Below are 26,020 nucleotides of genomic sequence, written 5' to 3'. Positions count from 1 at the left end.
ATATACATGCTCAATAAAAAAAGAAATTGATCCGTTAGATGGGCTGCTTTATGAAATTCTGCGTTCCTACATATGCGTTTGCCATAAAGCATCCCTCCTCAAGTTATTTGTTTTATCATACAGTATATGGGTTCTTGAAACAAGCGAAAAAAACAGATTTGTGCTAGTTTTATGAAAAAAGGATGTGGAGCCATGCAAACCGAACAAGTACGAATCTTCAATGAGCAAGGTAAACCAATCGGTGTTAAATCCAGAGCAGATGTTCATAGTAACGGTGATTGGCATGAAACCTTTCATTGCTGGATGATTGGCAAACGAGACCAAACATATTATGTAGACATTCAATTAAGAAGTGCTGATAAAAAGGATTTTCCGTCCATGTACGATATCTCAGCAGCAGGTCACCTGCAGAGTCACGAGGTTAAGGAAAACGGCGTCCGCGAGCTGGAAGAGGAGCTCGGGATTAAAGTCGCTTATGAACACTTATTGCCACTTGGTACGTTTGCTGATGCCATTACGACTCCATCGATTTACGATAATGAGTTCTGTCATGTGTACCTTTGTGAAGCCATCCCAGAATCCGTGTTGCACTATTCCATCCAGGTAGAAGAAATTTCAGGAATGTTCCGTATGAAGTGGTCGGACTTTAAACGTATTTTCTCTACGACCAATGAAGAGGCTCATGCAACTGGTTTCCTGCTAGAAAATAACCAAAAGAGTGTCTCCACTGTATCTATTACTAAAAAGGATTTTGTTCCTCATAGTGATTCGTATGTTCAACATTTCATTCAAGCAGTTGACCGAGTAATTGCTACAGATTAAGATGTTTTGCTCGCAGCCGCTTCCTTTTGAGCCTTTGTTTCGTCGAGCAAATGGCAAGCGGCTAAGTGACCATTTGTCCACTCTTTGAGCTCTGGCTTTGTTTTTGCACAGACGTCCATCGCGTGAACACAGCGCGTCCGAAACACACAGCCACTCGGTGGATCAATGGGACTTGGAAGCTCCCCTCTTAAGATGATTCGCTCACGTTTATCTTCAAGATCCGGATCCGGGATCGGGATCGCTGAAAGGAGTGCTTGTGTGTAAGGGTGAAGCGGATTTGCATAAAGAGAATCACTGCTCGTAAGCTCTACAATTTCCCCTAAATACATCACGGCAATTCGATCACTAATGTGCTTGACCATCGACAGATCATGCGCGATGAATAAGTAGGTCAGCCCTCTTTCTTGCTGCAGCTTCTTTAATAAATTCACAACCTGTGCTTGAATGGATACGTCCAATGCAGAGATCGGTTCATCCGCAATAATGAGTTCTGGTTCAAGGGCTAACGCGCGTGCAATGCCAATGCGCTGTCTTTGCCCTCCACTAAATTCATGCGGATACCTTTGGGCATGCTCTGCATTTAATCCAACCGTCTCAAGAAGTTCATGCACTCGCTCTTTTCTTTTTTTACCTTTATGTAACCCTTGAATATCCATTCCTTCTGCGATACTGTCCATAACAGTCGCACGAGGATTAAGTGAAGCGTATGGATCCTGGAAGATCATTTGAATCTGTCGGGTGAGCTTCTTTTTTTCTGCTTCAGTTGCTCGAAACACATCAATTCCGTTAAATGTCACCTCCCCGGCTGTTTTTTGATATAAGCGAATCAAGGTTCTTCCAAGTGTTGATTTGCCGCACCCGGATTCTCCAACCAGTCCAAAGGTTTCCCCTCTTTTTAAGGAGAAGGAGACATCATTTACTGCCTTTAACGTTTGATTTTTACCAACTGAGAAGTGCTTTTTAAGATGAGTTACAGTTAAGATGTCTTCTGAGCGCTGATCAGACATACCTCGTTCCTCCTTCATTCAAAGGGGACCAATATCTTCTTGAGATGCAGTGTTCTTTCGCATAGATCCCACTGATTGGGATTTCTTCTATCTGTTTGCCTGTGTTTGGCGCATGGATCATTCGACCGTCTCCTGTATACATTGCTACATGATGTACACGTCCCTTGCCCTTTTCATACGCAAAGTAAAGAAGATCCCCAGGCTGCAGGTCATCTGTATTGATCTCCATGCCTTGCTTTGCTTGTTCCGAAGCATCTCTTGGAATCGTTTGATCAAAGGCTCGATGAAGCTGATAGACAAACCCTGAGCAATCAAATCCGAATCCACTCATACCTGCCCATAGATAGGGAAGCCCTCTGAATGTTCTTGCCAGCTCTACAAGCTCCTCACCAGAATCCGGCCATAAGCGATCATCCGGATACACGACTCGAATATCTTCCTTACGCAGCTTCCCTTTACCGATTGGTGTTTGAACAACGACCCAAGCCGCATCAGATTCAATGATTGGAAGACGTGTTTGAAAGCTAATCTCCATTCCAACTTCATGATTCATGTGATAAAGCGTCGTTGTTTTTGCTTGAATAAATGCGTAAGGATAGGTCTCAATCAGATTTGGAATGGCTTCAAGCTGATTTGTAGGCATCCATCCAGGATAACCAAGCTCTGATTTAGCCGTTGGCTGGTCAACCACATGTACCTCTGCCCAACCATTCTCTTCTCTTACTTTTAGAATTTCCTGACCAAACAGTGCTTGCGTTTGTGTTCGATTAGAGGTGCAGAGGTCAAGCCGTTGTTCATGCGTGAGCTGACTCAGCCAATCTTGAATGTGCACAGGGTACTGCAAAGCCGGTTCATCGATCTCTCGGCTGGAATGGGGATCTGTCCAAATGGTTGCGACTGCGGTCCGAACTGCACATCGTTTCATATGAATCACTCTCCTTTTACACCAGGTTCAATTGAGATTCTACGTTCGGTTAAATCAATCGTTGCCATCGCTCCAAGAGGAAATGAAAGAGTAGGCGTACAGTGACCCGCTTGCAAACCAACAATCGCTTGTGTGCCGGCCATTGTTAGATGATGGGTAACAACCTCATCTACGTTTTGTGAATCGGTTCGTTTTAGAGGCTCACATGCGTGAAAGTCTCCAATAATGATACCAGCTGCATCCTGTAGCTTGTTAGCGAGCCTTAACTGATTAAACATACGATCCAGTCTGTACGGTTCCTCTCCTACATCTTCAATAAATAAGAGCTTATCTTTTGTATCTATTTCGTACGGTGTTCCAAGCGAACTAATAATCAGTGAGAGATTCCCTCCAACAATCGGTCCACTCACTTTCCTTTTTTCATTAGGGTTTAAGATAGTGAGATCCGAGATGGCTGTATCATAGGTTATGGTTGTGGGCTTAAACACCTGCTTTAGATAGTTCTCTGTAAAAGGATGAACCTCTCCTCCTAAATCACTACTCATCATTGGTCCATGAAAGGTGATCATTCCGGTTTTTTGATAGATGACTTGATGTAAAAACGTGACATCACTATAACCCCAGAACACTTTTGGATTCGCTTGTATGACGTCAAAATCAAGGAGCTCAACCATTCTTGCTGATCCATACCCCCCATAAACACAAAACACACCTTTAATCTCAGGATCTTGAAACATTTCCATTAGATCGTCCGCCCGGTCCCTATCTCCACCAGCTAAATAACCATCTGTTAAGTGGATAGAGCGTCCTATCTTTACGTTTAATCCATACCCTTCATAAAGCTTGATTCCTTTTTCAAGCTGATTAAGATTCGGAGGACTTGACGGTGCAATTAGCCCAATCGTGTCTCCTGGTTTTAATGATGGTGGCTTCATGTTGTGCCTCCCTCTTCTGTAGAAAAAGGGTCCAGTTTCCCAGACCCTCCTTTAAGAACTATTGCAAATCTGCCCATTTCAGCTCAATGTATCCAACTGGGTGACGAACAATCCCAGTCACTTCATCTGCCTGTAGCAAAGGCTGATTGTAGAAATAGATCGGGAAGATAGGAGCTTCTTCAAGTAGAATCTCTTCTGCCTGATGCATCAGGTCAAATCGAGCTTCTTCATTTGCCTCAGATTTCGCATCAGCAATAAGCTGATCGTACTCTTCCTTACTCCAGCCCGTTCGGTTCATGGAGCTTCCTGTGATAAAGCTTTCCAAGTAATTGATCGGGTCTGCAAAGTCTGCAATAAACGACGAACGTGAGAACTGCATTTCTAAGTTTTGTTGCGCTTCTAAAAACACATTCCACTCTGTATTTGCTAGAGTTACCTCTACATCAAGATGCTCCTTGTACATATCCTGAAGCACCTCTGCAATCAGCTTATGCTCATCGCTTGTGTTATACGATAACGTAATCTCAGGTAGCTCAGCGTATCCCTCTTCTTCCATTCCTTGCTCTAGTAACGCTTTTGCTTCTTCAGGATCAAAGCTAAGCAGATCACCACCCACATCACGGAAGTCCTGTCCTGATGGTTCTGGAAATCCATATGCGACAAATCCATGCGCTGCGTTTTCTTCACGTTTGGTTACGTAGTCAACAATCTCTTGCTGATCTACAGCCATTGAAAAGGCTTTGCGGATGTTCTGATTTTGGAAAGGCTCCATTTCCGTGTTAAAGCGGTAAAAATACGTACCCGATTGATCTTCAAACTCTACCTCACCATCGGCTATAAGCTGCTCAGCCAGTTCCGTTGGGATAGAAGATGTGTGAAGCTCGCCTGTTTCAAACAGTTGATACTCGGTGTTACGGTCACTGACCATTTCCCAAACCACACCGTCAAGCTTCACATTACCCGCGTCCCAGTATTCAGCACTTTTGTCCATCACTAGATTTGAATTATGGCTCCAGCTTGATAGAGCAAAGGGTCCATTCCCTACAAACGTGTCTGCTTCAGCCGCCCAGTTATCATCAGCCTCTACCGTTTCTTGATGAACCGGGAAAAAGGCTGGATTGGAAATGATACTTAGAAAATAAGCCTGCGGACTGTTTAATGTCACTTCAAGCGTTTTATCATCCAGAGCAGTAACAGCCATATCATCAGCTGAACCCTCTCCACTGTTGTACTCGCTCGCTCCTTCAATTAAGTCTGTTAGAAACGCAGCATCAGCCGCTGTTTCAGGATTAGCAAGACGTTTCCAAGCAAATTCAAAGTCTCCAGCCGTTACTGGTTCACCGTTCGACCAATTGGCCTCCTCACGAATCGTGAACGTGTAAGTCAGGCCATCATCGGATACGTCCCAACTCTCAGCTGTTGCCTCTTCTGGTTCATGTGTATCTCCGAGTCTCGTTAATCCTTCCATTAAGTTATTTAAGATGTTATACGAAACATTATCAAAGGCCTTGGTTGAATCCAGTGAAGTCGGCTCATTTTCGTTGTTCAAACGTAAGATCTTCTCTCCTCCACCTTCATTGTCCGTTGTTTCAGTTTCATCATCTCCACTGTCTCCTCCATCTGTACCTGTCCCTCCCGTAGTGGTACAAGCAGCTAAGACGACCATTAACCCAAGCGCAACAAGCATCATCACTAACCATTTTTTCATACCATGACCTCCTTATAAGATTAAAAGATTAGACGGATTTCTTGTGGAGCGGGAATTCTTTACCTAATGCCTGTTGTGCGCGTTCATCCTGCAACCAACAAGCCACATGGTGTCCCTTTTCAACGTTCATTCGCTGTGGTTCCACTTGCGTACACACATCCATGGCATAGTCACATCGATCAGCAAACGCACATCCCGGTGGTGGCGAAAATAAATCTGGCGGCGTACCTGGAATGGGAACAAGAGGTATACTTCGATCCGCATCCATTCTTGGCACAGAATGGAGTAGTCCACGCGTATACGGATGCTGAGCCTTGTAAAACAATTCTCTGCGATTCCCTTCTTCTACAATCTTGCCTGCGTACATCACATGAATTCGGTCAGCTAATTGCGCCACGACACCTAGGTCATGCGTAATCATAATGATCGCTACACCCAGCTTTCGTTGAATCTCTTTAAAGAGATCTAGAATTTGAGCTTGGATTGTTACGTCTAAGGCTGTGGTTGGTTCATCGGCAATTAAGACCTCTGGATCACACATAAGAGCCATAGCAATCATGATTCGCTGTCTCATTCCGCCACTAAATTGGTGCGGGAATTGCTTTAACCGTTCCTTCGCATTAGAGATTCCTACTAGATCAAGCATTGCTAAAGCTCTCTTTTGGGCTTCTGCTTTTGAGAGTTTCTGATGACTAATTAGTCCTTCAGTAAGCTGATCGCCGATTGTAAGTGTCGGATTCAACGATGTCATTGGATCTTGGAAGATCATCGCCATGTCGTGACCACGGATTGATCTCATTTTCTTATCCGAATAAGAGAGCAGGTTCTCCCCTTTAAAATGAATCGTGCCCTCAGTGATCTTTCCCGGAGGCTCGGCAAGAAGACGCATGATACTTTGTGCCGTCACACTTTTCCCGCACCCGCTTTCTCCTACAATCGCCAGTGTTTCTCCTTTTTTAAGCGTCAGATTCACACCGCGAACCGCATGAACGCGTCCACCATACGTATGAAATGAAACATGCAAATTACGAACGTCTAACAATGGATCGCTCACTACTTATTACCTCCTTAGCTTAGGATCGAGCGCATCCTGCAAACCGTCTCCTAACACATTAAATGCAAACATCGTAATTGATATGAAGAATGCCGGGAAAAACAACCTCCACCATGCTCCTGATGTTAATGTTCCGAGCGCATCTTCAGCCATCACTCCCCAGCTCGCATAAGGAGCTTGCACGCCTAGTCCTAGAAAACTGAGAAAAGCCTCTGCGAATATAGCTGACGGCACGGTTAATGTCATTTGAACAATGATGGCGCCCACTGCATTGGGAAGAAGTGCTCTTCGAATGATATGGCTCGCTTTTCCGCCGAGGGTCCTTGAAGCTAAAACATATTCATTTGTTTTCAGTTGCAGGACCTGCCCTCGAACAATTCGAGCCATTCCTACCCATCCTGTAACGGTTAACGCAACAATGATGGTAAATAAACCTGGTCCCATCACAACCATGAGAAGAATGACAACTAATAGATACGGGAGACCGTATAACACTTCAACGACACGCATCATCGCGTTATCCGTGCGTCCTCCCTTATATCCGGATATCCCACCATAGATAATCCCAATCACACAATCTATTAATGCAGCCATAAACCCAACAAACAAACTAATACGCGCGCCGTACCATGTTCGTGCAAACATATCTCTTCCTAAACTATCTGTACCAAACCAGTGATCCATGGAGGGAGGCTGGTTAGCATTGGTTCGCAACTGCTCCGTTACACTATGCGGACTAATGATCGGTCCGATAATAGCCATCACCACAAGTAGAATCATCATGATGAGCCCCGCCATCGCCAGCTTATTTTTTCGTAGACTTAACCAGGCAGCCTGCCAATAGCTTAAGGAGGGCCGGACGACTCTCTCTGCCTTTTTATGATCCGGTTTTCTTCTTTTAAAGAGTTCATCTGAAACAGGTGAGTTCGTTTGAGGCATAAGCTCACTCCTCCTTCTTATGGAGCTTAATCCGCGGATCAAGGATGCCGTACATGATATCAACAATCAACAGCATAATCATCAAGATTCCACTGTAAAAAATGGTTGTACCCATAATGACGGGATAATCTCGGCTGTTAATACTTTCTACAAAGTAGCGGCCCATTCCAGGAATCGCAAAAATTTTCTCAATGACGAAGCTACCCGTTAAGATGGATGCTACTAATGTTCCAAGGATTGTAACCACAGGAAGCAAAGCATTTCTCAGCGCGTGTTTGACGACAATCTTGAAGGGAGAGATCCCCTTTGCCTTCGCTGTTCGAATATAATCCTGTGTTAATACCTCAACCATACTTGAACGAGTGAGTCTCGCAATAATGGCCATTGGTGTTGTGCCAAGTGCTAAGGCAGGCAGAATCATATGCTTCCAGCTCGCCCACGTGCCGACTGGTAACAGCCGCCATTGACCGGCTACCTGATAGATTAATAGAGTAGCTAGAATAAAATTGGGAACAGAAATCCCGATCACTGCAAAAGTCATCATACCGTAGTCAATTACACCGTTTCGTCTAAGGGCAGCAAGGATCCCAAGTGTAATCCCTGAAATGATGGCAACAACTAATGCAACAATTCCCAGTTCAAGTGAAACGGGAAAGCCACGTGAGATTAACTCATTTACAGTGGTTGGAGATTGTTTAATCGATGGTCCGAAATCAAACTGTGCGAGTGAGACAAGATAATCAACATAGCGCACATATAACGGATCATTCAGCCCAAAGTGCTCTTCCATATTTGCTTGTACCGCTGCATTCGTTGTTTGTTCTGTGTTAAGCGGGGAACCGGGAACGGCGTGCATCAGAATAAATGTTAAGGTGATGATGACCCACATGGTAACAATCATCCCGAGCACTCGTTTTCCAATGTATTTGAGCATGATTCACCTACCTTCTCAGCAGAATGCTGTTCTCATGGCAAGCTCTGTCATAACAAGCATCGCCCTATAGGCTTCTAAGATATCCTTCGCTTCAAAACGAACCGTTGTTGTGCCTTCCTCAATGGTTGCACCTGGCATTAATGCTGCCCATTCTGCTTGACCATAGTTTGCAAATTCAATTCGTAGGACCGGGTGATCTGGTGGGATGAGTGGTTTGACGTTGTGCTGATTATGTAAGGCAAGCTTTGTTTTTTCCCTGAGCAGTTCTCCTGCTTTTTGAGGAGATAAACACAGGGCAGAGGATCTTGATTGTTGTTCTTTTACAACGGCTGTGGTCACATTCGGAATGAGCGCTTCAGCCTCTTTTGCTGTCTCGTCATCTCCACTAACCATTAATACAGGTACACCGTAATACCCTGCGACATACGCATTAAAGCCCATTTCGCCTATTTCGTGATCGTTAATGTACATCGTACGAACACCAAAGATCATCGTATGGCTCATTACTCCTCTTTGAGAGGCACGCGCATGGTATCCAAGAAAAAAAGCTCCGCTAAACGTATCGTTTAACCCTTGAACCATCGAAAATGGCTTCACATCTCCTGTAATTAGCTTTGCTTCCGTATGTAACTCTTCAATTAAAAGGTTGTTCATCTTTGAATGACTATCATTCACGATCACCTCTTTGCCTCCCTGCTTGAAGGCTTCTTCAATCACATGATTTGCTTCAGCCGTCATCAACGACTGTCCACGCCTATAATGTCTGTTTGATGAATCAACAAATTGATCATCTGCGAAACCCGTAATTCCTTCCATATCCACTGATAAATAGAGCTTCATAGCATCCTCCTCGTTGATGAAATTCCATTTAGTTACCTAATTATCAAAGAAATCAGACAAATTGAAAAGCAGTTCGTGAGGTTATATGACAAAAACTAGGGTGTATCATATTTAATGAAAGCGTTTTCTTACATTAGTATACCTGTTCCTTTATTTGGATTTCAATAGAAAAGATATCGATTTAAAAACATAATTGAACCTCGTGTCTCTTATCTTCTTAATTCAACTTTTTATACGTTTGCTACTTGAAGGATTTGGGAAATGATAACCATTAAATGAGGGAGGAGAATATAATGAGTTCTTTACTTAACATAATGAGCACATTTTATTTCGCCTTATTTTTTGGTGCGTTTACTACTGCAGCAAGAATGGGGCTAGGTTCATCCTTGATTGATGCAGGTTCCAAATGGTATTTAATTATGATCTAGTTTGCCATTACAGTTCTTATTAGTGCTTTACTCTTTTTCTTCGTTTTTAATTTAATTAGAAAGCTTTTAGAAAGACCGTCAAGCTCAAGAAGTTAAAAAGAAAATTGAACGAGAGCGGGGCATAACATTACAGCAACGATTAAAACACAAACATAGCAACAAATTCGCTCCAAGAGAAGCCCTCGCTTTCCACGGGAACGGCCTCAGCCCCTTTCGCGGAAAGGGCACCGTTACAGTGTCTTCACCGCGTTCTGTTCCGTAGGAGTCTCGGGTTTTCCTTCCGCTTGTTCTGATAAAATCACGAATGGCGAATGATTCTACAATTGAATCATTCGCCATTCTTAATGATTTTAAGTTACGTCCCAAGCTCTTCTATATTCATTACGAAAAACGGCTCAGCTTAAAGGAGTCGATTGGATGGATTAATGGTTGATCTAATGCCATTTCACTTAAGAGCTTTCCAATCACACTTGCAAATTTGAATCCATGTCCGGAGAATCCTCCTGCAAGAATGATGCGCTCATCAGTTGGGTGCCAATCGATGATAAAGTCTTCATCCGGCGATTGGTCATAAATACAAACGGCACCACGCTTAAGCGCACCCGCTGCTTTTGGAACATGTACATCAAGTAGTTGTCTTAGCTCCGGTTCATCTTCTTCGTACGCACCGAATCTACGATTTAGTTCCTCGGGTTCAACAAGCTGGCCCCCGTCATGTCTGCCAATCTTAAAGCCTGCTCCCTTGTAGTCTGGGAAGGCATAATATAATCCGAATGACGTGTTAAAGACAACACATGGAAAAGAAGACGAATCGAATGCATCCTCTGTTTTAGGCTTGAACCAGGCAATTGTTTTTCGGATCGGCTGGATGGGCATTTTCACTTCTGGCAAAAGCTTGTGAGTCCAAGCACCTGCAGTCACAATGACTTTACCCGCATGAAGTGTACGCTGCTCTGAAACCACGTCTACACCCTCTGCTACTGGATTCACATGTATGACGGATTCATCTTCAAAGATATCTACCCCGAGTTCCAGTGCAAGCTCCTTGTAAGCTTGTACACATTCCTCGCTTAACAAGAAACCAGCTAATGTATCCAGCACTCCTTTAAACGTTTCTGGCAGGGTAATCTCCGGCCATCTGTCATGAATGTCCCTTGCTGTTAACACTTCATGAGGAAGCGAGTGAGTGGTTGAACTATGTAATACTTCATTTAAAAAATCTGATCCTTCTTCTCCCATGAGCAGTGCTCCTGTTTGTACATAAAGAGAACGATTGGATTGTTGCTCAAGCCCCCTCCAAAGCTCGTACGCATGTTTAACAAGTGGCACGTAGCTTTCGCCTTCACTGTATCCAAAGCGCATCATTCTTGTTTGTCCGTGGTGACTCCCTGTTTCATTTGGAATCGTATCACGGTCCAGGACGGCTACTTTACAACCAGATTTAGCTACATAATAGGCCGCAGCAATCCCCATTGAACCTCCACCAATAATGATGACATCATATGATTGATTCATCTTTATCACTTCCTTTGTTGTAGTCTAGCGAATTTTCAATCAAATGGGTAGAGGTGAGAAATTTAAATCTTTCCATTCCCTAAATAAGTGATGTATGATTAGACATCATAACGTATAAAATTTCGATGTAAATCAGGTGAAAGAATGAATAAACAAAATGAGTCCGCTATAGCTGTTTTGCTCGGGGCTGGTGCGTATGTTCTTTGGGGAATTATGCCCTTGTATTGGAAAATGGCTGAGGACGTTTCTTCAGCAGAAATCCTTGCCTACCGTATTATTTGGGCGTTTCTTTTTATGATTATTGCGCTCGCTTTGATGGGTAAGCTAATGGAAGTGATTCAAGAGATAAAGAAGATCTGGAATCATAAGAGAAGTCTTCTCGCTATTTCAGCTGCCTCCGTTTTAATTACAGTGAATTGGTTTATTTTTATTTTCGCGGTGAATAGTGACCGCATTATTGATGCAAGCCTCGGTTATTATATTAATCCCTTGATGAATGTTGTGCTTGCAACTGTCATTTTAAAAGAGAAGCTAGCCAACCTTGAAAAAGTGGCTGTAGCACTCGCTTTTGTTGGAGTCATTGTGTTAACTCTATATTATGGTCACGTACCGTGGGCATCGATTTTACTTGCGATCTCATTTTGCTCGTATGGCTTCATTAAACGCTCCGTCTCAATCCGTCCCTGGACTGGTTTGACGGTTGAGACTTTATTGATGACACCCTTTGCCCTTCTGTTCTTGTTTTTATTACCGGAAGCCTCCTATTTTTCTGAATCGGTTCCGACGATGTTAGTTTTAGCCGGTGCAGGAGTAATCACGGCTGTTCCACTGCTATTATTTGCAGCCGCTGCTCAGAAGCTTAGCTTCACAGTGATCGGATTCTTGCAGTATATCGCTCCGACGTTTATGCTTATCATTGGAGTCTTTCTTTACAAGGAACCATTCTCAAGCATCCAGCTTCTTGCATTTATCTGTATCTGGATTGCTTTGGGCTTGTTCACGTATTCAAAGCTACAAACGAGAAGACGCTTGAAGAAAGTCACACGTGCAACACAACAACCAGCTTAGTGTTTTCATTTGAAAGGAGATTGTTCAAACATGAGTACATTTAGAGGGTACATTGGTACCTACACAAAAGCAGATAGTAAAGGAATTTATACTTTCACACTGGATACGGAAGCGAAGCGCCTCCAAGAGCTTGAGGTGGCTGCAGAGCTAGATAATCCAACATATGTAAATCTTGACGCTGAGCAAACACACCTTTATGCCGTTGTGAAAGCAGGCTCTGAAGGTGGAGTGGCCTCTTATAAGATTGACAAAGATTCAGGTAAGCTCACTCATCTAACAACGGAACTAACAGAAGATGGCTCTCCTTGCCACGTAAGTGTTAACGAGTCTCTAGCGGTGACTGCAAACTACCATAGTGGAAGAATTACAGCATTCCCACTACAAGCAGATGGCAGTGTCGCTCCTGCTTCATCCTATGCACAACACGAAGGGACAGGCCCACACGAACGTCAAGAAAAACCACACGCTCACTTTGCTGGTTTCACTCCTGACAATCAATACGTGATTGCCGTCGATCTTGGAACGGACAAGATCGTGACGTACTCTTATGAAGATGGCAAGCTAACGGAAGCTGGAAGCTACACATGTAACCCAGGTTCTGGTCCAAGACATTTAGCCTTCCATCCAAAAGAAAAGTATGTGTATGTCTTTACTGAACTAAGTAACGAAATCATTACTCTTTCCTATGAAGACGGAATTAACGCATTTAAAGAAGTACAAGTTGTTCCTACATTACCGGATGATTTCCTAGAAAACAGCCAAGGAAGTGCGATCCACATTTCATCTGATGGCCGTTTCGTGTATGCAGCAAACAGAGGTCATGACAGAATCGTCGTGTACGAAGTAAATCCATACTCTGGAGAGCTTTCACTCATCCAACGTGTCCCATCTGCTGGGAACTGGCCAAGAGACTTTGTCCTTGATCCAACGGAAGCCTTTGTCGTTGTTTCAAATGAAGAAACAGGAAATGTTGTACTATTTGAACGCGATCCGGAAAAAGGTACGATTACACAGCTTGATTCAACACTTGAAGTGTCCAAGCCTGTATGTCTTAAATTCTTAAACTAAACGAATGCAACTGGCTTCTATGCAGACACTCTGTATAGAAGCCCATTTTTTGGCCTGAATCTAAAAAGGAGCTACAACATCATGACTCACCAACAAGGTTTATCAAAAAAACATACGATCCTACTTATCATAGGCATTGCAGTGATTGCCTTTAATTTACGTCCTGCCATTACATCGGTTGGACCAGTGATTGGTGAAATCCGCGCAGACTTTGGATTATCCAATGGTGCAGCGGGATTAATTACAACCCTGCCCCTGCTTTCATTTGCTGCCCTTTCACCGCTCACACCAAAGCTTGGTCAAAAGCTTGGCTTTGAAGGCGCCATCGTTGCCGGACTAAGCCTGTTACTGCTTGGAATCCTTTTGCGCGCAACGGGACTTTTATCTTTTCTATTTATCGGAACAGCCTTAGTCGGTGTCGGGATTGCCATTTGTAATGTCCTTTTACCCGGACTTGCAAAGCTTCACTTCCCTTTAAAAGTTGGTTTAATCACCAGTATTTATTCGACACTTATGTCGATCTTTGCTGCACTTGCATCAGGAATCACCGTTCCTATGGCCGATGGCTTAGGCCTCGGCTGGAATACCACATTACTGTTGTGGGGAGCACTCGTTTTACTTGGACTCGCCGTGTGGGTTCCACAGCTTCGTGGCAAAAACAGCGAACCAAAACCAGTTGATGTTCAACCTGTCTCAAGCTCCATGTGGAAATCCTCAATCGCATGGCAGGTCACACTTTTTATGGGATTACAGTCCTTTCTCTTTTACTCCTCTGTGGCATGGTTACCTGAAATCATGCGAAGCCACGGCATGAGTATTGTAACTGCAGGCTGGATGCTATCCATCATGCAATTTGCCGGAGTTCCAGGAAACTTTCTCGCGCCTATCATCGCTGGAAAACTAAAGGATCAACGCGGATTAGTGATTGTGATTAGTATTCTTTATTTTATCGGACTTATAGGGCTCATCTACGGAGGCTCAACGCCGTTCCTAGTCGTGTCCATCTTATTCATGGGACTTGCCTCTGGATCAAGTATCAGTCTCGCCCTTACATTTATCGGATTGCGTAGTGCCAATGCCAAACAAGCATCCAAGCTATCCGGCATGGCTCAATCACTTGGGTACCTGCTTGCCGCATCAGGCCCTATCATAATTGGACTCGTCTTTGACTGGTTCCATAACTGGACCGCACCCTTGCTCATGTTTATGGTTGTCCTCATCGCAATGACAGGCGTTGGCCTTGGTGCCGGACGAAATCTGAATGTCGTGCGTGAGGTTGGGTAGGTTTAGTTTAGTAAGAAGAATGTGTCGAATACATCGGAGTTGAGTGGAATACATCGCGTTGTGGCTTAAATACATCGCGCTTTCACTCAATACATCGGGTTACAGCTCAAATACATCGCGCTTTCACTCAATACATCGGGTTGCGCCCTAAATACATCGCGTTTCTCTGCAATACATCGGGTTGCGCCCTAATTACATCGCGTTTCTCTGCAATACATCGGACTAAGGCCTAATTACATCGCAGTATCTACTCATATTAAAAAACGGACTGATTCACTTCAAGGAATCAGTCCGTTTTTATATCTAATGCTCGATCCAAAATCGCTTGATAGACCGGATGCCAGTTTTTGTAGTAGGAAGAGACCTTATGCGGGCTTACAAACCGACGTTCAGTCGACTCTTCATTTGGATGAAAGGGTTGCAGCTCTTTAATCGTCATCTTATAAAAGACTTGATAGCCAATCTTAGGGTAAGGACTTGTGTCATTCCACAAGTCATTCTCCGTGTGATCAACGATGATAGATCCAAGACATTTAGCCTCTCCTCTGACAGCTGCCTCCTCAAACACCTCTCTGTGAAAACATTGCTCAGGGGTTTCTCCTTCATCTACATGTCCTCCAGGAAAGTCCCAGCCTCTATCTTGCAAATGTACTAACAGCATGTCATCACCTTGAAAGCAAAAACCATGCACACTTGTGACAAGATCTGTTTGTGGAAGAGTCTCACTTGGGTTCCACGTTAGGTTCACCTTTGCGTCTCCCCACTGCACATCGATACTTACCACTGCACTCTCCTCTTTTTGAAAAAAACCATCACAACTCAGTGATGGTCCTTCCTCCTTATTCGCCTAACGCTTCTTCAACAGTTGCGTAGGTGTAGCCTAAGTCACGTGCCACGGCTTCGTATGTGATCTGTCCATTTGCGACATTTAAGCCGAGAGCAAGTGATGGGTTGTCCGTCAATGCTTGCTTGACTCCTTTATCTGCAATTTGCTTTGCGTACGGAATGGTTACGTTTGTTAGTGCAATCGTTGAGGTACGTGGAACGGCTCCAGGCATATTTGCTACTGCGTAGTGAATGACATCATGCTTTGTATAGGTTGGATCGTCATGTGTTGTAATCTTGTCAGCCGTTTCAATGATTCCACCTTGGTCGACAGCGACATCCACAACCACGCTACCTGGCTTCATTGACTTAATCATCTCTTCTGTTACAAGCTTTGGTGCCTTCGCTCCTGGGATGAGAACGGCGCCAACCACAAGATCTGCCTCTCGGACCGCGTCTGCAATGTTCATTGGATTGGACATAATCGTCTGTACATCTCTTCCGAATTGGTCGTCGATTTGACGAAGGCGCTCTGCACTCAGATCAAGCATCGTGACATCCGCACCAAGTCCAACCGCAATCTTAGCTGCATTTGTTCCAACGACACCTGCTCCAATAATAGCTACCTTCCCACGCTTTACACCTGGTACGCCACCTAAAAGAATGCCCTTCCCTCCTTTAGGTTTTTCCAAGAATTGTGCTCCAATCTGAGTGGCCATGCGTCCTGCTACTTCACTCATCGGTGTGAGTAATGGAAGCGTCCGGTTCACCTCAACCGTTTCATACGCAATGGCCGTCACACCACTTTCAGCCAGTGCCTTGGCAAGCTTCGGCTCCGCTGCAAGATGAAGATACGTAAATAAAATCAGTCCTTGGCGGAAGTAACCGTACTCCGATTCAAGCGGCTCCTTCACCTTCAGAATCATCTCGGCTACCTGCCATGTTTCCTCAGGCGTCGCCATGATCGTTGCACCGGCTGTCTTATACTCGTGATCAGTGAAGCCGCTGCCCTCACCTGCTCCCGCTTCGATAAATAATTCGTGTCCGCCATTGACCAGTGTAGATACCCCAGCAGGTGTGATCGCTACTCGGTTTTCGTTATTCTTTACTTCCTTCGGTACCGCAATAATCATATTGACTCCTCCTTCACTCTCTACTATTCCCTTTTTTTAGTATAGTAAAGAGCCGGACAATCTGACATCGTGGGATATGAAGAAAACAACGGCCTCCCTTTGTTGATTTTCACAAAAAGGATTTATGTTACTTTCTTGAGAGGAGCAGATCTAGATACAGCCCCATTCGCTGTGCAGGGTCTTTTAACAAAAAGCGCCCAATGCTCTCAAGGCGTTTGATTCGATAGGTTAGCGTGTTTACGTGTACATGCAGCTGCTTAGCTACTTCATTCGCATTACCATCTTTCTTTAAAAAGAGAATCAACGTTTCATAAAGTTGGGTGCCTTGCTTTTTGTCATATTCCACAATACGTTCGATGCCTGGATGCACCTTTGTTCCTTGTGGAATCTGATCAATGTATTTAAACACACCTAAATCTGAGAAGGTGTGAGCCGTATCAAGCTCTTCCGGATACCTCTTCTTTAAAGAAAGAACTCGTTTTGCTTCCTGGTAGCTTTCTGAAATGTGATCAAAGCCTGTTACATAAGACCCGGAACAGCTCTCCTTCTGTTTAATGACAAACCGCTCCTGAAGCTGCCCTGTTAACTTTTTTAGAAAGTAGTGTCTCGATTGCACGTCTGCTGCCCTCACTAAACAGACAAGCTGATGTTCATCCCAAAGAAACAGAGGAATCGTATCCTGATAAGAAGCCTGAAGCATGTAGTCAATATGACGCCTCGCTTCCTCGTCCTGTTCGTCAAATACAAATAAGCTTACAAATACTTGTTCATCGGGCTGCATTTGCGCAAGATGAAGTTCTGATTGAATGTGCTCTGATTCATCTCCAACTATTAACTGCCAAAGCAATTCCGTTCGGCTTTTATGCGTTTGCTTGCGTTGCCTGCTTAATTTAAGAAGCTCTTGCTTCGCCGTTGCGGCCGCTTCCTTTAACAGGAGGAGATCTGTATCAGATAGCTTTTGTAAATGATCAGATACCCAGATGTACCCGAGCACCTCTTGATGCTTCCAAATCGAGACCGCTACACGGCTTCCAAGATCATACTCCTTCATCTCAGGTACTCGAACGGGTTCTCTCGTCTGATTTAATGCTGGAATGATGCCGTCTTTCCAGAAACGATTAATAAGTCTCTCTGGTACTCTTCTTGAAATGATCGTAGAGATGCGTGCTTTATCCGCCCCATCTCCATGTGTACTATAAGCAAGCAACTGATGATTGGCATCTTCAATCGTTACTGGACAATGTAAATAATAACTAATCATCTCGGCAAACTCTTCTAGAGAGCGAAATGGCTGGCGAAAAACGTGAGAAGTTGTTTGTGTCATAGCATTCCTCGCAATCTTACTGGCTGAAGCGCTTTTTACCTTATTATAACAAGCAGACAACGAGCCTGACTATAGGGTTTAGCCCTTCTCCTTATAAAGCTCGAGTGCTCGCTTGCGCATGGTACTGTGATCAACGATAGGATGCGGGTAGTCCTTCCCAATTTCACAGCCTACTTCCTTCTGAAGATCCTCTGGCATCTTTTCAGGTGAATGAATGTATTTTTTCGGTACATCTTTTAATTCAGGGACATACTTTCGAATAAACTCTCCATCTTGATCAAAGCGTTCTGATTGTCTGGTCGGATTAAAAATGCGGAAGTACGGTGCCGCATCTGTACCTGTAGAAGATGCCCACTGCCACCCTCCAATATTTGAGGCCGGCTCGTAGTCGATTAACTGCTCCTCAAAATAACGCTCACCTTTGCGCCAATCCATCAGCATATCCTTTGTTAGAAAGGATGCTACGGCCATGCGGAGACGGTTATGCATCCATCCAATCTGATTCAACTGTCTCATAGCTCCATCAATGATCGGAAAACCAGTTTCTCCTTTTTTCCATGCTTCAAAAAGCTCATCATCCTGATTCCAATCCATGCCCCGGTACTTTTCAATTAGCTCCTGATCCTTGCTTTCAGGGAATTGATAAAAGACCATATTGTAAAAGTCACGCCAAGCAAGCTCTTGAATATATGTCTCAGGTCCTTGACCGTTTGCTTGATCACCCAACTCATCTAAGATCGTGTAATACACTGTTCTAGCTGAGACGGCTCCTGTGCGCAAGTAAGGTGAAAGCATACTTGTTCCAGCTATAGACGGGTAGTCCCGCTTTTTCTTATAGTCATACATCTTACTATGCGTAAACTCCTCTAATCGTTCGAGTCCATGATCCTCACCTGCATACTTCCATTTACCTGTCTTTGATTCCATTAGCTTTTGATAGGCATTCGCACCACGCTTAAAGGAATCACGTATGTCGATCGCATGCTCCTTCACTTTCTTCAGGTCAACTTTTTGAATAGATGGCTTATCTAGCTGCTGCCACTGCTTATAGTAAGAGGAGAATACTTTATAAAGAGAGCCATCCTGCTTCTTCACTTCAGTCGCCCCATGAATCGTGTGGTCAATACATGGGAAGACACTAATTGAGGTCGACTCAAAATAATCCATTACCTCTTGATCTCTTTTAGCACCTCCACCTGTTTCATCCGCATTGAAATAAAGCTGATCCACATCTGGCAGCTGATTCTGCATCTGATGGAACGCTTCTTCAAAACTTCCTGTAACAAAGTGCACCGGAAATCCTTCCTTCTCACACTTTTCGACATGCTTCATTAATGTCTCATAGTAATAATCATGTCTAGCTGTAAATTTATCGTTTAACGTAGGTTGAATATAAAATAACGCAACTAACGAATCATCCTTCTCAAGTGATGAAAGAGCCTTTGACAGCGCAGTATGATCATGCAAACGTAAATCTCTTCTAAACCAAACAACCGTTGTTCCCATTGTGTCCCCTGCTTTCTAAACCATCGAATCAGTTTTCTTTCTTCTTTACCCATAATATGAGCAGATTAGACTATTTTTACGAACCTGTGGTCCAAATATGTTTCGAATCTGTGAATTAAGGAATGATAGAGGTAAGAAACAAGGAGAGGATGATAAAGATGATTCGCACAATTTTTATGATCGTTGGTGCTATTGTTGTAATCGGTGCTATTCTTTCATTCGTATTTTAATCAACCGTATCTTGCCCTTATATATTTTCAGAAATATTGCGGAGGAACAGCATAGATCAGCTTTTCCTCATAGTAGAAAAAGACGATGACATCCAATTCAATTGGGTCATCGTCTTTTTTGATTCGTGTCCATTATTTGATGGCTAAAGCTCGAATTTAGATGGTTGAGGCTCCATTCCTTCCTTCAACGCTCCAATTCGATTGGTTAATACTCCACTTTCACTGCTAACGCTCCACTCACCTACACACGCGACAAGCTTTCACCTTTCCTCAGAACCTCTACGTCTACTTGCACGGTCTCTGGGTACTTAATGCCTTGTCCGGTGTTCAGGATAACAACGGTTTCTTCTTCGCCAATCCACCCTTTTTGCTTCAGTTCTCTAGCCGCCGCAAAGGCTGCAGCACCTTCTGGGCAAACAAAGGCTCCTTCTGTCCGACCTATGGTTTCAAGCTCTTTAAGCATTGTGGCATCATCTATGGCGACTGCACAGCCATTTGTTTCATAAATGGCATCAAGCACAAGAAAGTCTCCAATGGCTTTTGGTACATTGATTCCAAATGCCTGGGTATAGGCATTCTCAAAGTATTCGGAGGAGCGGCTCTTATCCTGCCATGCCTTAACGATTGGGGCACAGCCTGTAGATTGTACAGCCACCAAACGTGGAAGATTGCCTTCAATCCAACCCATTTCTCTTAGTTCAAGTAATGCCTTATAGATCCCAATTAACCCCACTCCACCGCCTGTTGGGTAAAGAATGACATTAGGCATCGACCAGTTCATTTGTTCAACGAGCTCAAGTCCCATTGTTTTCTTTCCTTCAATGCGATACGGCTCCTTAAGAGTAGAGGCATCATAGATTCCGTGCTCCGCTACAGCTTTAGCCACAACCTGTCCTGCATCACTAATCAGTCCATCAATTAAATGAAGGTCGGCTCCTGCCACGATACACTCCTTGCGTGTGATCTCAGGTGCATCCACCGGCATGACAATGGTCGCTTTGATGTCCGCTCTGGCGGCATAAAGGGACCACGCCGCACCGGCATTGCCGTTGGTTGGCATCGCAATTTGTTTGACGCCAAGCTCCTTTGCTTTTGACACACCAACTGCGGCACCACGAGCTTTAAATGAACCCGTCGGCACCATACCCTCATCCTTCATATATAAGTGAAAGAGTCCCATCTCCCTGCCAAGCTTTGTCATAGGAACAAGTGGAGTCATGCCTTCGCCCAGGCTGACAACCGAGCCCGAATCTTCAACAGGTAACAGCTCATGATATCTCCATAAAGTAAGTTCCCGTTCCATTAGATCTTTTGGATTCATCGCTTCTGATAACGCCTTCAAATCATAACGAACAAGAAGCGGCGAACCACATGAACAGAGATGATGGACCTCCCCTTTTGGATACACTTCATAACATTTTGGACATTCTAGGTGTGACACATAGCTGTACTTCATTCCTAATCCTCCCTAAGCCATCTATTTAGTTGTTCAAAAAAGCTGTACCTGTCGTGTAGACCTAGGTACAGCGGTTACCCTTTAATCGTTTTGTTCCTTTAATTCTTTAATGTCATCTTTAAATTTATTGATACGATCTTCTTTTTCATCATCGTCTAAATCGTCATCTTCTTCAACCTTTTTTATGTCTTTTTCTTTGATTCGTATTTTCAGATCCGTGTTGTTTAATTCATTTGCCTTCTTCCAAGCCTCATCTAAATTATCCTCTTGATAATAGCTTTCAGCAGAAAGCTTCTGTGCTCGCTCACTTTCATTAAGCTCACCCTGGGCAAGTTCATGGACTCTTCCATAATTCTGATCATTCCAGGCTTGTTCCCCTTTAAGTTATTCAGCGTCATCCTTCGCAAATGTCCAGATCGCTTGGTTTTTCGCTCCACCAGCTGCGATCAGTCCTTCACTTACCCTAATGAAGTATTCATCACTTTCATTTTCTTCAAATACCAACTGACCTTTAATCTCTTCTCCACTATCTAGCTGACCTTCTAATGTTTCTACACTATCGTAGTATTTTGAAAAATCAGGAAAACCAGACCCTTCTAGCATTGACGTAATTTCTATTACATCTAACGCCTCTGAAATATCCATCGTTGTATCTGAAAGATTCTTTAATGTAACATTAGTTAAAATAATCTTATCAATCTCAGGCGTTTCTCCATTGATATCATCCATCATTTCAACTGAGTTAACCGTCAACTCAAACATATTTAGTGATGTTTCAATTTGACCTGTATCACCAATACGAAGATCTAGTTGATCCTCCGTTGTTCCTTCACCTAAATTTGGACTTGAATCTTTTTCAGTATCTCCATCATCTGAACTGGAATCTATCTTCTCCGTTAATCCTTCTGAACTCCCCTCGACTTGGCTATTTGCATCGCTTTGTTCAGATCCACTAGTGGTCATGTCCTCTGATGACTGACCTTCATTGTTACCACACGCATTCAGGATACTAACACTTATTAGTAATACGGCAACCCCTGTTTTATTTATTTTCAAGATAATTCTCTCCTTTTTTATGTCTATCTTATTATTGAACTACTTACTCCATTAGACCTTTTAGCGAACCCAGTTTTATCTACAATTTACCAATTACCCCTACAGATAGGTCTAAAACCTAAAATAAGGACAAATCATCGCTTTTCATACTTTAGTCACAAGGATACATTGAGTGACCCACCAGCGGATAAATTGATTTATAATTAAGTAATTAACATATTTTTTAAACGTTTTGTAAAGATTTCATGTGAAACAATGGAAACGATTGACCCTCTCATATATACCGATTATACTGAAAACACTTAATTAAATACTCCAAAGGGGAGTAGCAGTTCAGCAGCTATCGTCATTACAGGGATATTGTCCCTCGGTACTGTTGGCAACATATCATTGTTGTTTGCGAGACCTTTGTCACATTTTCGTGGCAAAGGTCTCTTTTTAGTTGGTAGACCCAAGTCACAGTGGCTTGGGTCTCTTTTATTTGGTTAAGAAAAGACGAGAGGAGAGTCATATATGTCTAAACTTATAAAGCTCTTGGGAAATCCGATGGTGAAAAAGGGGCTAAAAGAAGCTCAAAAACACGTCTTACCTAAGATAAAGCAAGAACTAACAAAACGTAAACAAACGAAAAAGGGGTAGTGTTGTCGATGAGTGAGAAGGCGCAAGTACGTCCAACCTCTGTTTCGCGCCTCGCTGGCAGTGTAACATTTAGTAATAAGGGGAGGCAGACCGTTGTCTTAAATTATGATCAAAGCTTAACCCTCGTTGGTAGTGGGAGAAGCGCTTATGTTTTTAAGCTACCAACTGTTAATCGAGTGTTAAAGGTATTTTATCCACCTTATGAAAAGCTAGCGTACCAAGAAGCAGAAATTTATCAACTGTTAGCTGATACTGCGCATTATCCTGCTTTATATGAGGTTGGCCACGGATATCTTGTGATTGATTATATTAAAGGACAAACCTTTTTCCAATGCTTACTGCACGGAATTCGGGTGAGGACCGAGAATGTAAAATCAGTTGATCAAGCGATTGAGGGGGCGCGTTTGAAGGGATTAAATCCTTCTGATATCCATCTACACAATTTGATGCTGACAGAAGAAGGTTCAGTTAAAGTGATTGATGTTGCCCGTTTCAAACAAAGTAAACAATGCAATCAGTGGAATGATCTAAAATTTGCGTTTAAAGTCTACCGATTTTTTCCAAAAAGAGTACCTAAAGTGCTCCTATCTGCTATAGCTGCTTGTTACAAAGCGATTCGAATCTAATTCCATCCATCTATAACAAAAAGCTAATGACTGCGACCAAGTCATTAGCTTTTTGTAAAAATATTCTTTTTTTATCTTCCTGTTTCAATCGGACTATCTTCATAACTCGTCCAGTCACTCCAGCTACCCGAATAAAGTTTCACGTGTTCAAACCCAGCTTCCCTTAGCGCAAATACATTCGGGCATGCCGTTACGCCTGAACCACAGTAGATGATGATTTCTTTATCCTTTGGTAGGGCTTTGAAATGCTCAACAAGCTCAGCCCCACTTTTCCAATTCCCTGAATGGTCCAGGAGGTCCTCCCAAAAATAATTAAGCGCACCAGGAATATGTCCACTTTTGGCATCAAGTGAATCGGCTCCACCCGCATAACGCTCGGGTGCTCTTGCATCAATGAGTATGGAATCCGTTGATCCAAGTCTCTTCAAGACGTCTTCCCGCGTAACTCTTGCCTCTTTGCGTAAAGTAGGAACAAATGTTTTTTCAGAGTATTTCGGTATGTCAGTTGTTGTAGAGTAACCTGCTTCAACCCAGGCTTCAAATCCACCCTCTAAGATGTAATGTTTGTCGTGTCCCAAGTAATAAAGCTGCCAGCATAATCTGCTTGCAAACGAACCTTTTTTATCATCATAGGCGATCACAATTGTATCTTGATCTATTCCGACTTCGCCTAGTCTTTTAGAGATCTCTTCTGTTTCTGGAATCGGATGTCGTCCTCCGTGTTCTTTTGCCTCGCCTGATAGATCATGACTCATGTGCAGGTAGATGGCTCCTGGGATGTGTGACTCCGCGTATAGTTGTTTTCCTTTATCTGTATCTGACAGAGCATAGCGAACATCAACAATTACAAGATTTGATGTACCTGAATCCATCTGTTTCTTCAACTCTTCTGGCTTCAATCGTTTCATTGTGATTCGCTCCCTTCTTTTAAGCTATCGTATCATATTTCTATTAAAAATAAGGGGCTGGGACAACACAATAAATTAGATTTGAAAACACTAATTCTATAGATATATCCGCTCCGGGAGAAATGCTCGCTTTCCGTGGGTACGGCCCATAGCCGTCAAGTTAAGAAAGGAAAAAGAAAGAGCTCATCCTTTATCTTGTAGTGGATCTAGTATTTTCCATCAGGGTACGTATGGATAGATTGGCTCTTTTTATATTTTTTTGCACCGGATTCTACCGTTTTACTCCATACGCGCATGTGTTTCATAGGCGATCTGTAAGATGTCATAGGGACTTTGATGGCGGTGGCGATGGTCTTTTCGTCCATATCGGTAAATGTTCTCGTAGATATTTTCTAGAACGTCTTCTAATGAAGAACGATGATAGAGAGCGTATCCTTTTGACTCTTCTATAGCCCTTTTGGCATGATGGATACACTTGTATTCACTGCCTTCGAGGTGGTGTTTTTGATGAAGATAGAACCGGCATTGAAACGCCACCATCGAAGAAAGCAGAATGTGTATAAGTTTCCCATACATGTGGCAGAGAAACCGATCTGGATTCATCGCGCGCACGTGATCAATGGCGAAAAGGGATTTCCACGTTTTGAAAAGAATCTCGACTTGCCAGCGTAAGGAATACATCGGATACAATGCTTGCACATCCATTTCTTCCTGTGTTAGGTTAGTGGCAAGGATTTGGGTATGATCCTTTTTGTCGGCGGATTGGGTATGACCCCCTTTCCGTCTTCTTTTTCGTAAACCGGCTTTCCTCTTGTTTTGTTGATCCTCTGTCAATCGTTGCACGATGACACGGGTTTGAAGGGTGTTCTTTCCTTTGACCCCTAATTGGATGACCCCATAATCTTTGATCGCTCCCGGTTCTAGCTGCTTCGCATCTTCTTCTGGTTTGATTTGGATTCGTTCCCCTTGATCATCTCTAGTCCAATAGGTCATATTGGCCGGCGTCCGCGTGATATAAGAAGCGCCTGCACGATCAATTTGTTTCAAATGGTCGCCAGAAAAGTAGCCGAGATCACGGATGATCAAATCTCCTGGCTGGATCGTATCGGCTAATGCATAGGCGGCGTGATGGTCACTTTCTCTTGAACCGCAAAGTAAGGTATGCAAAAATTTCCCCTCATATAGCTCATACTCTAAATGAATTTTCGCTCCATCTGAAGAAGTACCTTCTTTCCTTGGTCGTTCAAATGAAGTCGCATCTAAGATGCGGATCCGAGAAAACGGGGTCTCCGGAAGAGGTGGCATGGCGATGACCTCTTGTTTGCCCGCCAATTGAAAAAACACATGCTTCAAAAAAGCGGCTCCTTTTTCATCGAAGCGTTGGTGTAAGGCTTGTTTGGAGAGCTGGGTATTCGATTCACGCGAAAGAGCTCCACAAAGCTGTGTTAACTCTGTAGAACCCACGGGTTGAGGCAGAAACGCACAAATACTCAAGAAATCCTCAGGTTTTAATTTCTTTAGACGCTGTACAAACCCAACGTCTCGGGCAGATTGGCGAAGGTTCGGTACAGATAAAACGTCCAACACGGTTTTCGCAAACGTACTGAACTCCTCTTTTAAAGACACAAACGATCCCTCCCTAGGACTGGTTAAACCCCCATCCTAACGAAGAATCGTCTATAATTAAACCGATTTTACTTAACTTGACGGCTATGGGGTACGGCCTCAGCCACTTTCGTGGAAACCCACCACTACAGTGTCTTCACCACGTACTGTATCCACAGGAGTCT

At 43.5% G+C, this 26,020-nt stretch carries 24 protein-coding genes; 7 read left to right on the top strand and 17 right to left on the bottom strand.

Annotated features, from left to right (window positions below; all coding sequences use genetic code 11):
• Positions 1-192: 192 nt before the first annotated feature.
• Positions 193-822: an NUDIX domain-containing protein gene (locus NSQ54_02915; GenBank protein WYP27085.1), complete on the top strand. Its 630-nt coding sequence runs from the start codon at positions 193-195 to the stop codon at positions 820-822.
• On the opposite strand, the gene NSQ54_02910 is transcribed toward NSQ54_02915, so the two are convergent.
• From NSQ54_02910 to NSQ54_02875, 8 genes are read right to left on the bottom strand one after another with little or no spacing between them, the layout of a single operon-like run.
• A complete protein-coding gene (locus tag NSQ54_02910) occupies positions 819-1,829 on the bottom strand; it encodes a dipeptide ABC transporter ATP-binding protein (protein WYP27084.1) in 1,011 nt (336 codons plus the stop codon). The two genes, NSQ54_02915 and NSQ54_02910, sit on opposite strands and share 4 nt — an antisense overlap.
• Positions 1,822-2,754 (bottom strand): NlpC/P60 family protein, encoded by a 933-nt coding sequence (locus NSQ54_02905; protein ID WYP27083.1) that lies wholly within the window; start codon positions 2,752-2,754, stop codon positions 1,822-1,824. Before NSQ54_02905 ends, NSQ54_02910 begins: the two co-directional genes overlap by 8 nt.
• A 5-nt stretch (positions 2,755-2,759) precedes the next feature.
• Complete coding sequence (locus tag NSQ54_02900; protein ID WYP27082.1) at positions 2,760-3,689, bottom strand: LD-carboxypeptidase; 930 nt, start codon at positions 3,687-3,689, stop codon at positions 2,760-2,762.
• Between the two features lie 58 nt (positions 3,690-3,747).
• A complete protein-coding gene (locus tag NSQ54_02895; protein WYP27081.1) occupies positions 3,748-5,397 on the bottom strand; it encodes a peptide ABC transporter substrate-binding protein in 1,650 nt (549 codons plus the stop codon).
• Positions 5,398-5,425: 28 nt separating this feature from the next.
• Positions 5,426-6,451 (bottom strand): ABC transporter ATP-binding protein, encoded by a 1,026-nt coding sequence (locus NSQ54_02890; protein ID WYP27080.1) that lies wholly within the window; start codon positions 6,449-6,451, stop codon positions 5,426-5,428.
• 6 nt (positions 6,452-6,457) lie between these two features.
• Positions 6,458-7,390 carry an ABC transporter permease gene (locus NSQ54_02885; protein WYP27079.1) on the bottom strand — a complete coding sequence of 311 codons (933 nt, stop codon included), beginning with the start codon at positions 7,388-7,390 and terminating at the stop codon, positions 6,458-6,460.
• A 4-nt stretch (positions 7,391-7,394) separates the two neighbouring features.
• A complete protein-coding gene (locus NSQ54_02880; protein WYP27078.1) occupies positions 7,395-8,324 on the bottom strand; it encodes an ABC transporter permease in 930 nt (309 codons plus the stop codon).
• A gap of 15 nt (positions 8,325-8,339) precedes the next feature.
• Positions 8,340-9,164 (bottom strand): M55 family metallopeptidase, encoded by an 825-nt coding sequence (locus NSQ54_02875; GenBank protein WYP27077.1) that lies wholly within the window; start codon positions 9,162-9,164, stop codon positions 8,340-8,342.
• A gap of 293 nt (positions 9,165-9,457) precedes the next feature.
• On the opposite strand from NSQ54_02875, the gene NSQ54_02870 reads away from it, so the two are divergent.
• Positions 9,458-9,592, top strand: a complete 135-nt coding sequence (locus NSQ54_02870; GenBank protein ID WYP27076.1) for a hypothetical protein — start codon at positions 9,458-9,460, stop codon at positions 9,590-9,592.
• Between the two features lie 381 nt (positions 9,593-9,973).
• Here the strand turns inward: NSQ54_02870 and solA are convergent, their stop codons facing one another.
• Positions 9,974-11,107, bottom strand: a complete 1,134-nt coding sequence (gene solA, locus NSQ54_02865) for an N-methyl-L-tryptophan oxidase (GenBank protein WYP27075.1) — start codon at positions 11,105-11,107, stop codon at positions 9,974-9,976.
• A 144-nt stretch (positions 11,108-11,251) separates the two neighbouring features.
• Here solA and rarD point away from each other — a divergent pair, with 144 nt between their 5' ends.
• From rarD to NSQ54_02850, 3 genes are all read left to right on the top strand, one after another.
• The gene (gene rarD, locus NSQ54_02860; GenBank protein WYP27074.1) at positions 11,252-12,175 is read left to right on the top strand and encodes an EamA family transporter RarD; all 924 of its coding nucleotides are present in this window, start codon (positions 11,252-11,254) and stop codon (positions 12,173-12,175) included.
• Between the two features lie 30 nt (positions 12,176-12,205).
• A complete protein-coding gene (locus tag NSQ54_02855) occupies positions 12,206-13,243 on the top strand; it encodes a lactonase family protein (GenBank protein ID WYP27073.1) in 1,038 nt (345 codons plus the stop codon).
• Between the two features lie 81 nt (positions 13,244-13,324).
• On the top strand, positions 13,325-14,527 hold the full coding sequence (locus NSQ54_02850) for an MFS transporter (protein WYP27072.1): 1,203 nt from the start codon (positions 13,325-13,327) through the stop codon (positions 14,525-14,527).
• 286 nt (positions 14,528-14,813) lie between these two features.
• Here the strand turns inward: NSQ54_02850 and NSQ54_02845 are convergent, their stop codons facing one another.
• The 6 genes from NSQ54_02845 to NSQ54_02820 form a co-directional block, all read right to left on the bottom strand.
• Positions 14,814-15,311 (bottom strand): NUDIX domain-containing protein, encoded by a 498-nt coding sequence (locus NSQ54_02845; GenBank protein ID WYP27071.1) that lies wholly within the window; start codon positions 15,309-15,311, stop codon positions 14,814-14,816.
• A 55-nt stretch (positions 15,312-15,366) separates the two neighbouring features.
• Positions 15,367-16,485, bottom strand: a complete 1,119-nt coding sequence (gene ald / locus NSQ54_02840) for an alanine dehydrogenase (protein WYP27070.1) — start codon at positions 16,483-16,485, stop codon at positions 15,367-15,369.
• 127 nt (positions 16,486-16,612) lie between these two features.
• Positions 16,613-17,809, bottom strand: a complete 1,197-nt coding sequence (locus NSQ54_02835; GenBank protein WYP27069.1) for a helix-turn-helix domain-containing protein — start codon at positions 17,807-17,809, stop codon at positions 16,613-16,615.
• Between the two features lie 78 nt (positions 17,810-17,887).
• On the bottom strand, positions 17,888-19,315 hold the full coding sequence (locus NSQ54_02830) for a deoxyribodipyrimidine photo-lyase (GenBank protein WYP27068.1): 1,428 nt from the start codon (positions 19,313-19,315) through the stop codon (positions 17,888-17,890).
• A 471-nt stretch (positions 19,316-19,786) separates the two neighbouring features.
• Positions 19,787-21,001 carry a threonine synthase gene (locus tag NSQ54_02825; GenBank protein WYP27067.1) on the bottom strand — a complete coding sequence of 405 codons (1,215 nt, stop codon included), beginning with the start codon at positions 20,999-21,001 and terminating at the stop codon, positions 19,787-19,789.
• 384 nt (positions 21,002-21,385) lie between these two features.
• Positions 21,386-22,057, bottom strand: a complete 672-nt coding sequence (locus NSQ54_02820; GenBank protein ID WYP27066.1) for a DUF4352 domain-containing protein — start codon at positions 22,055-22,057, stop codon at positions 21,386-21,388.
• A 513-nt stretch (positions 22,058-22,570) separates the two neighbouring features.
• Here NSQ54_02820 and NSQ54_02815 point away from each other — a divergent pair.
• Entirely contained in the window at positions 22,571-22,696 is a 126-nt protein-coding gene (locus tag NSQ54_02815) for a hypothetical protein (GenBank protein WYP27065.1), read from the top strand.
• A gap of 8 nt (positions 22,697-22,704) precedes the next feature.
• Positions 22,705-23,322 (top strand): protein kinase family protein, encoded by a 618-nt coding sequence (locus NSQ54_02810; GenBank protein ID WYP27064.1) that lies wholly within the window; start codon positions 22,705-22,707, stop codon positions 23,320-23,322.
• A 71-nt stretch (positions 23,323-23,393) separates the two neighbouring features.
• Here NSQ54_02810 and NSQ54_02805 read toward each other — a convergent pair whose 3' ends face one another.
• Both NSQ54_02805 and NSQ54_02800 read right to left on the bottom strand, forming a co-directional pair.
• Positions 23,394-24,230 (bottom strand): sulfurtransferase, encoded by an 837-nt coding sequence (locus tag NSQ54_02805; GenBank protein ID WYP27063.1) that lies wholly within the window; start codon positions 24,228-24,230, stop codon positions 23,394-23,396.
• Between the two features lie 279 nt (positions 24,231-24,509).
• Positions 24,510-25,856, bottom strand: coding sequence for an IS4 family transposase (locus NSQ54_02800; GenBank protein ID WYP27062.1), 1,347 nt, complete (start codon positions 25,854-25,856; stop codon positions 24,510-24,512).
• Between the last annotated feature and the right edge of the window lie 164 nt (positions 25,857-26,020).

This window comes from Alkalihalobacillus sp. FSL W8-0930 (assembly GCA_037965595.1).
GTDB lineage: Bacteria > Bacillota > Bacilli > Bacillales > Bacillaceae_D > Alkalicoccobacillus.
The sequence above is the reverse complement of the archived record's forward strand: the minus strand, read 5'-3'. Positions and strand labels throughout refer to the sequence as shown.

Excerpts from the sequence above, each read along its gene's own strand:
- rarD (WYP27074.1), top strand. The coding sequence starts at position 11,252 with ATGAATAAACAAAATGAGTCCGCTATAGCTGTTTTGCTCGGGGCTGGT.
- NSQ54_02830 (WYP27068.1), bottom strand. The coding sequence starts at position 19,315 with ATGGGAACAACGGTTGTTTGGTTTAGAAGAGATTTACGTTTGCATGAT.
- NSQ54_02895 (WYP27081.1), bottom strand. The coding sequence starts at position 5,397 with ATGAAAAAATGGTTAGTGATGATGCTTGTTGCGCTTGGGTTAATGGTC.
- NSQ54_02905 (WYP27083.1), bottom strand. The coding sequence starts at position 2,754 with ATGAAACGATGTGCAGTTCGGACCGCAGTCGCAACCATTTGGACAGAT.
- NSQ54_02810 (WYP27064.1), top strand. The coding sequence starts at position 22,705 with ATGAGTGAGAAGGCGCAAGTACGTCCAACCTCTGTTTCGCGCCTCGCT.
- NSQ54_02850 (WYP27072.1), top strand. The coding sequence starts at position 13,325 with ATGACTCACCAACAAGGTTTATCAAAAAAACATACGATCCTACTTATC.
- NSQ54_02885 (WYP27079.1), bottom strand. The coding sequence starts at position 7,390 with ATGCCTCAAACGAACTCACCTGTTTCAGATGAACTCTTTAAAAGAAGA.
- NSQ54_02910 (WYP27084.1), bottom strand. The coding sequence starts at position 1,829 with ATGTCTGATCAGCGCTCAGAAGACATCTTAACTGTAACTCATCTTAAA.
- NSQ54_02870 (WYP27076.1), top strand. The coding sequence starts at position 9,458 with ATGAGTTCTTTACTTAACATAATGAGCACATTTTATTTCGCCTTATTT.
- solA (WYP27075.1), bottom strand. The coding sequence starts at position 11,107 with ATGAATCAATCATATGATGTCATCATTATTGGTGGAGGTTCAATGGGG.
- NSQ54_02875 (WYP27077.1), bottom strand. The coding sequence starts at position 9,164 with ATGAAGCTCTATTTATCAGTGGATATGGAAGGAATTACGGGTTTCGCA.
- NSQ54_02900 (WYP27082.1), bottom strand. The coding sequence starts at position 3,689 with ATGAAGCCACCATCATTAAAACCAGGAGACACGATTGGGCTAATTGCA.
- NSQ54_02855 (WYP27073.1), top strand. The coding sequence starts at position 12,206 with ATGAGTACATTTAGAGGGTACATTGGTACCTACACAAAAGCAGATAGT.
- NSQ54_02915 (WYP27085.1), top strand. The coding sequence starts at position 193 with ATGCAAACCGAACAAGTACGAATCTTCAATGAGCAAGGTAAACCAATC.
- NSQ54_02825 (WYP27067.1), bottom strand. The coding sequence starts at position 21,001 with ATGAAGTACAGCTATGTGTCACACCTAGAATGTCCAAAATGTTATGAA.
- NSQ54_02835 (WYP27069.1), bottom strand. The coding sequence starts at position 17,809 with ATGACACAAACAACTTCTCACGTTTTTCGCCAGCCATTTCGCTCTCTA.
- NSQ54_02880 (WYP27078.1), bottom strand. The coding sequence starts at position 8,324 with ATGCTCAAATACATTGGAAAACGAGTGCTCGGGATGATTGTTACCATG.
- NSQ54_02805 (WYP27063.1), bottom strand. The coding sequence starts at position 24,230 with ATGAAACGATTGAAGCCAGAAGAGTTGAAGAAACAGATGGATTCAGGT.
- ald (WYP27070.1), bottom strand. The coding sequence starts at position 16,485 with ATGATTATTGCGGTACCGAAGGAAGTAAAGAATAACGAAAACCGAGTA.
- NSQ54_02815 (WYP27065.1), top strand. The coding sequence starts at position 22,571 with ATGTCTAAACTTATAAAGCTCTTGGGAAATCCGATGGTGAAAAAGGGG.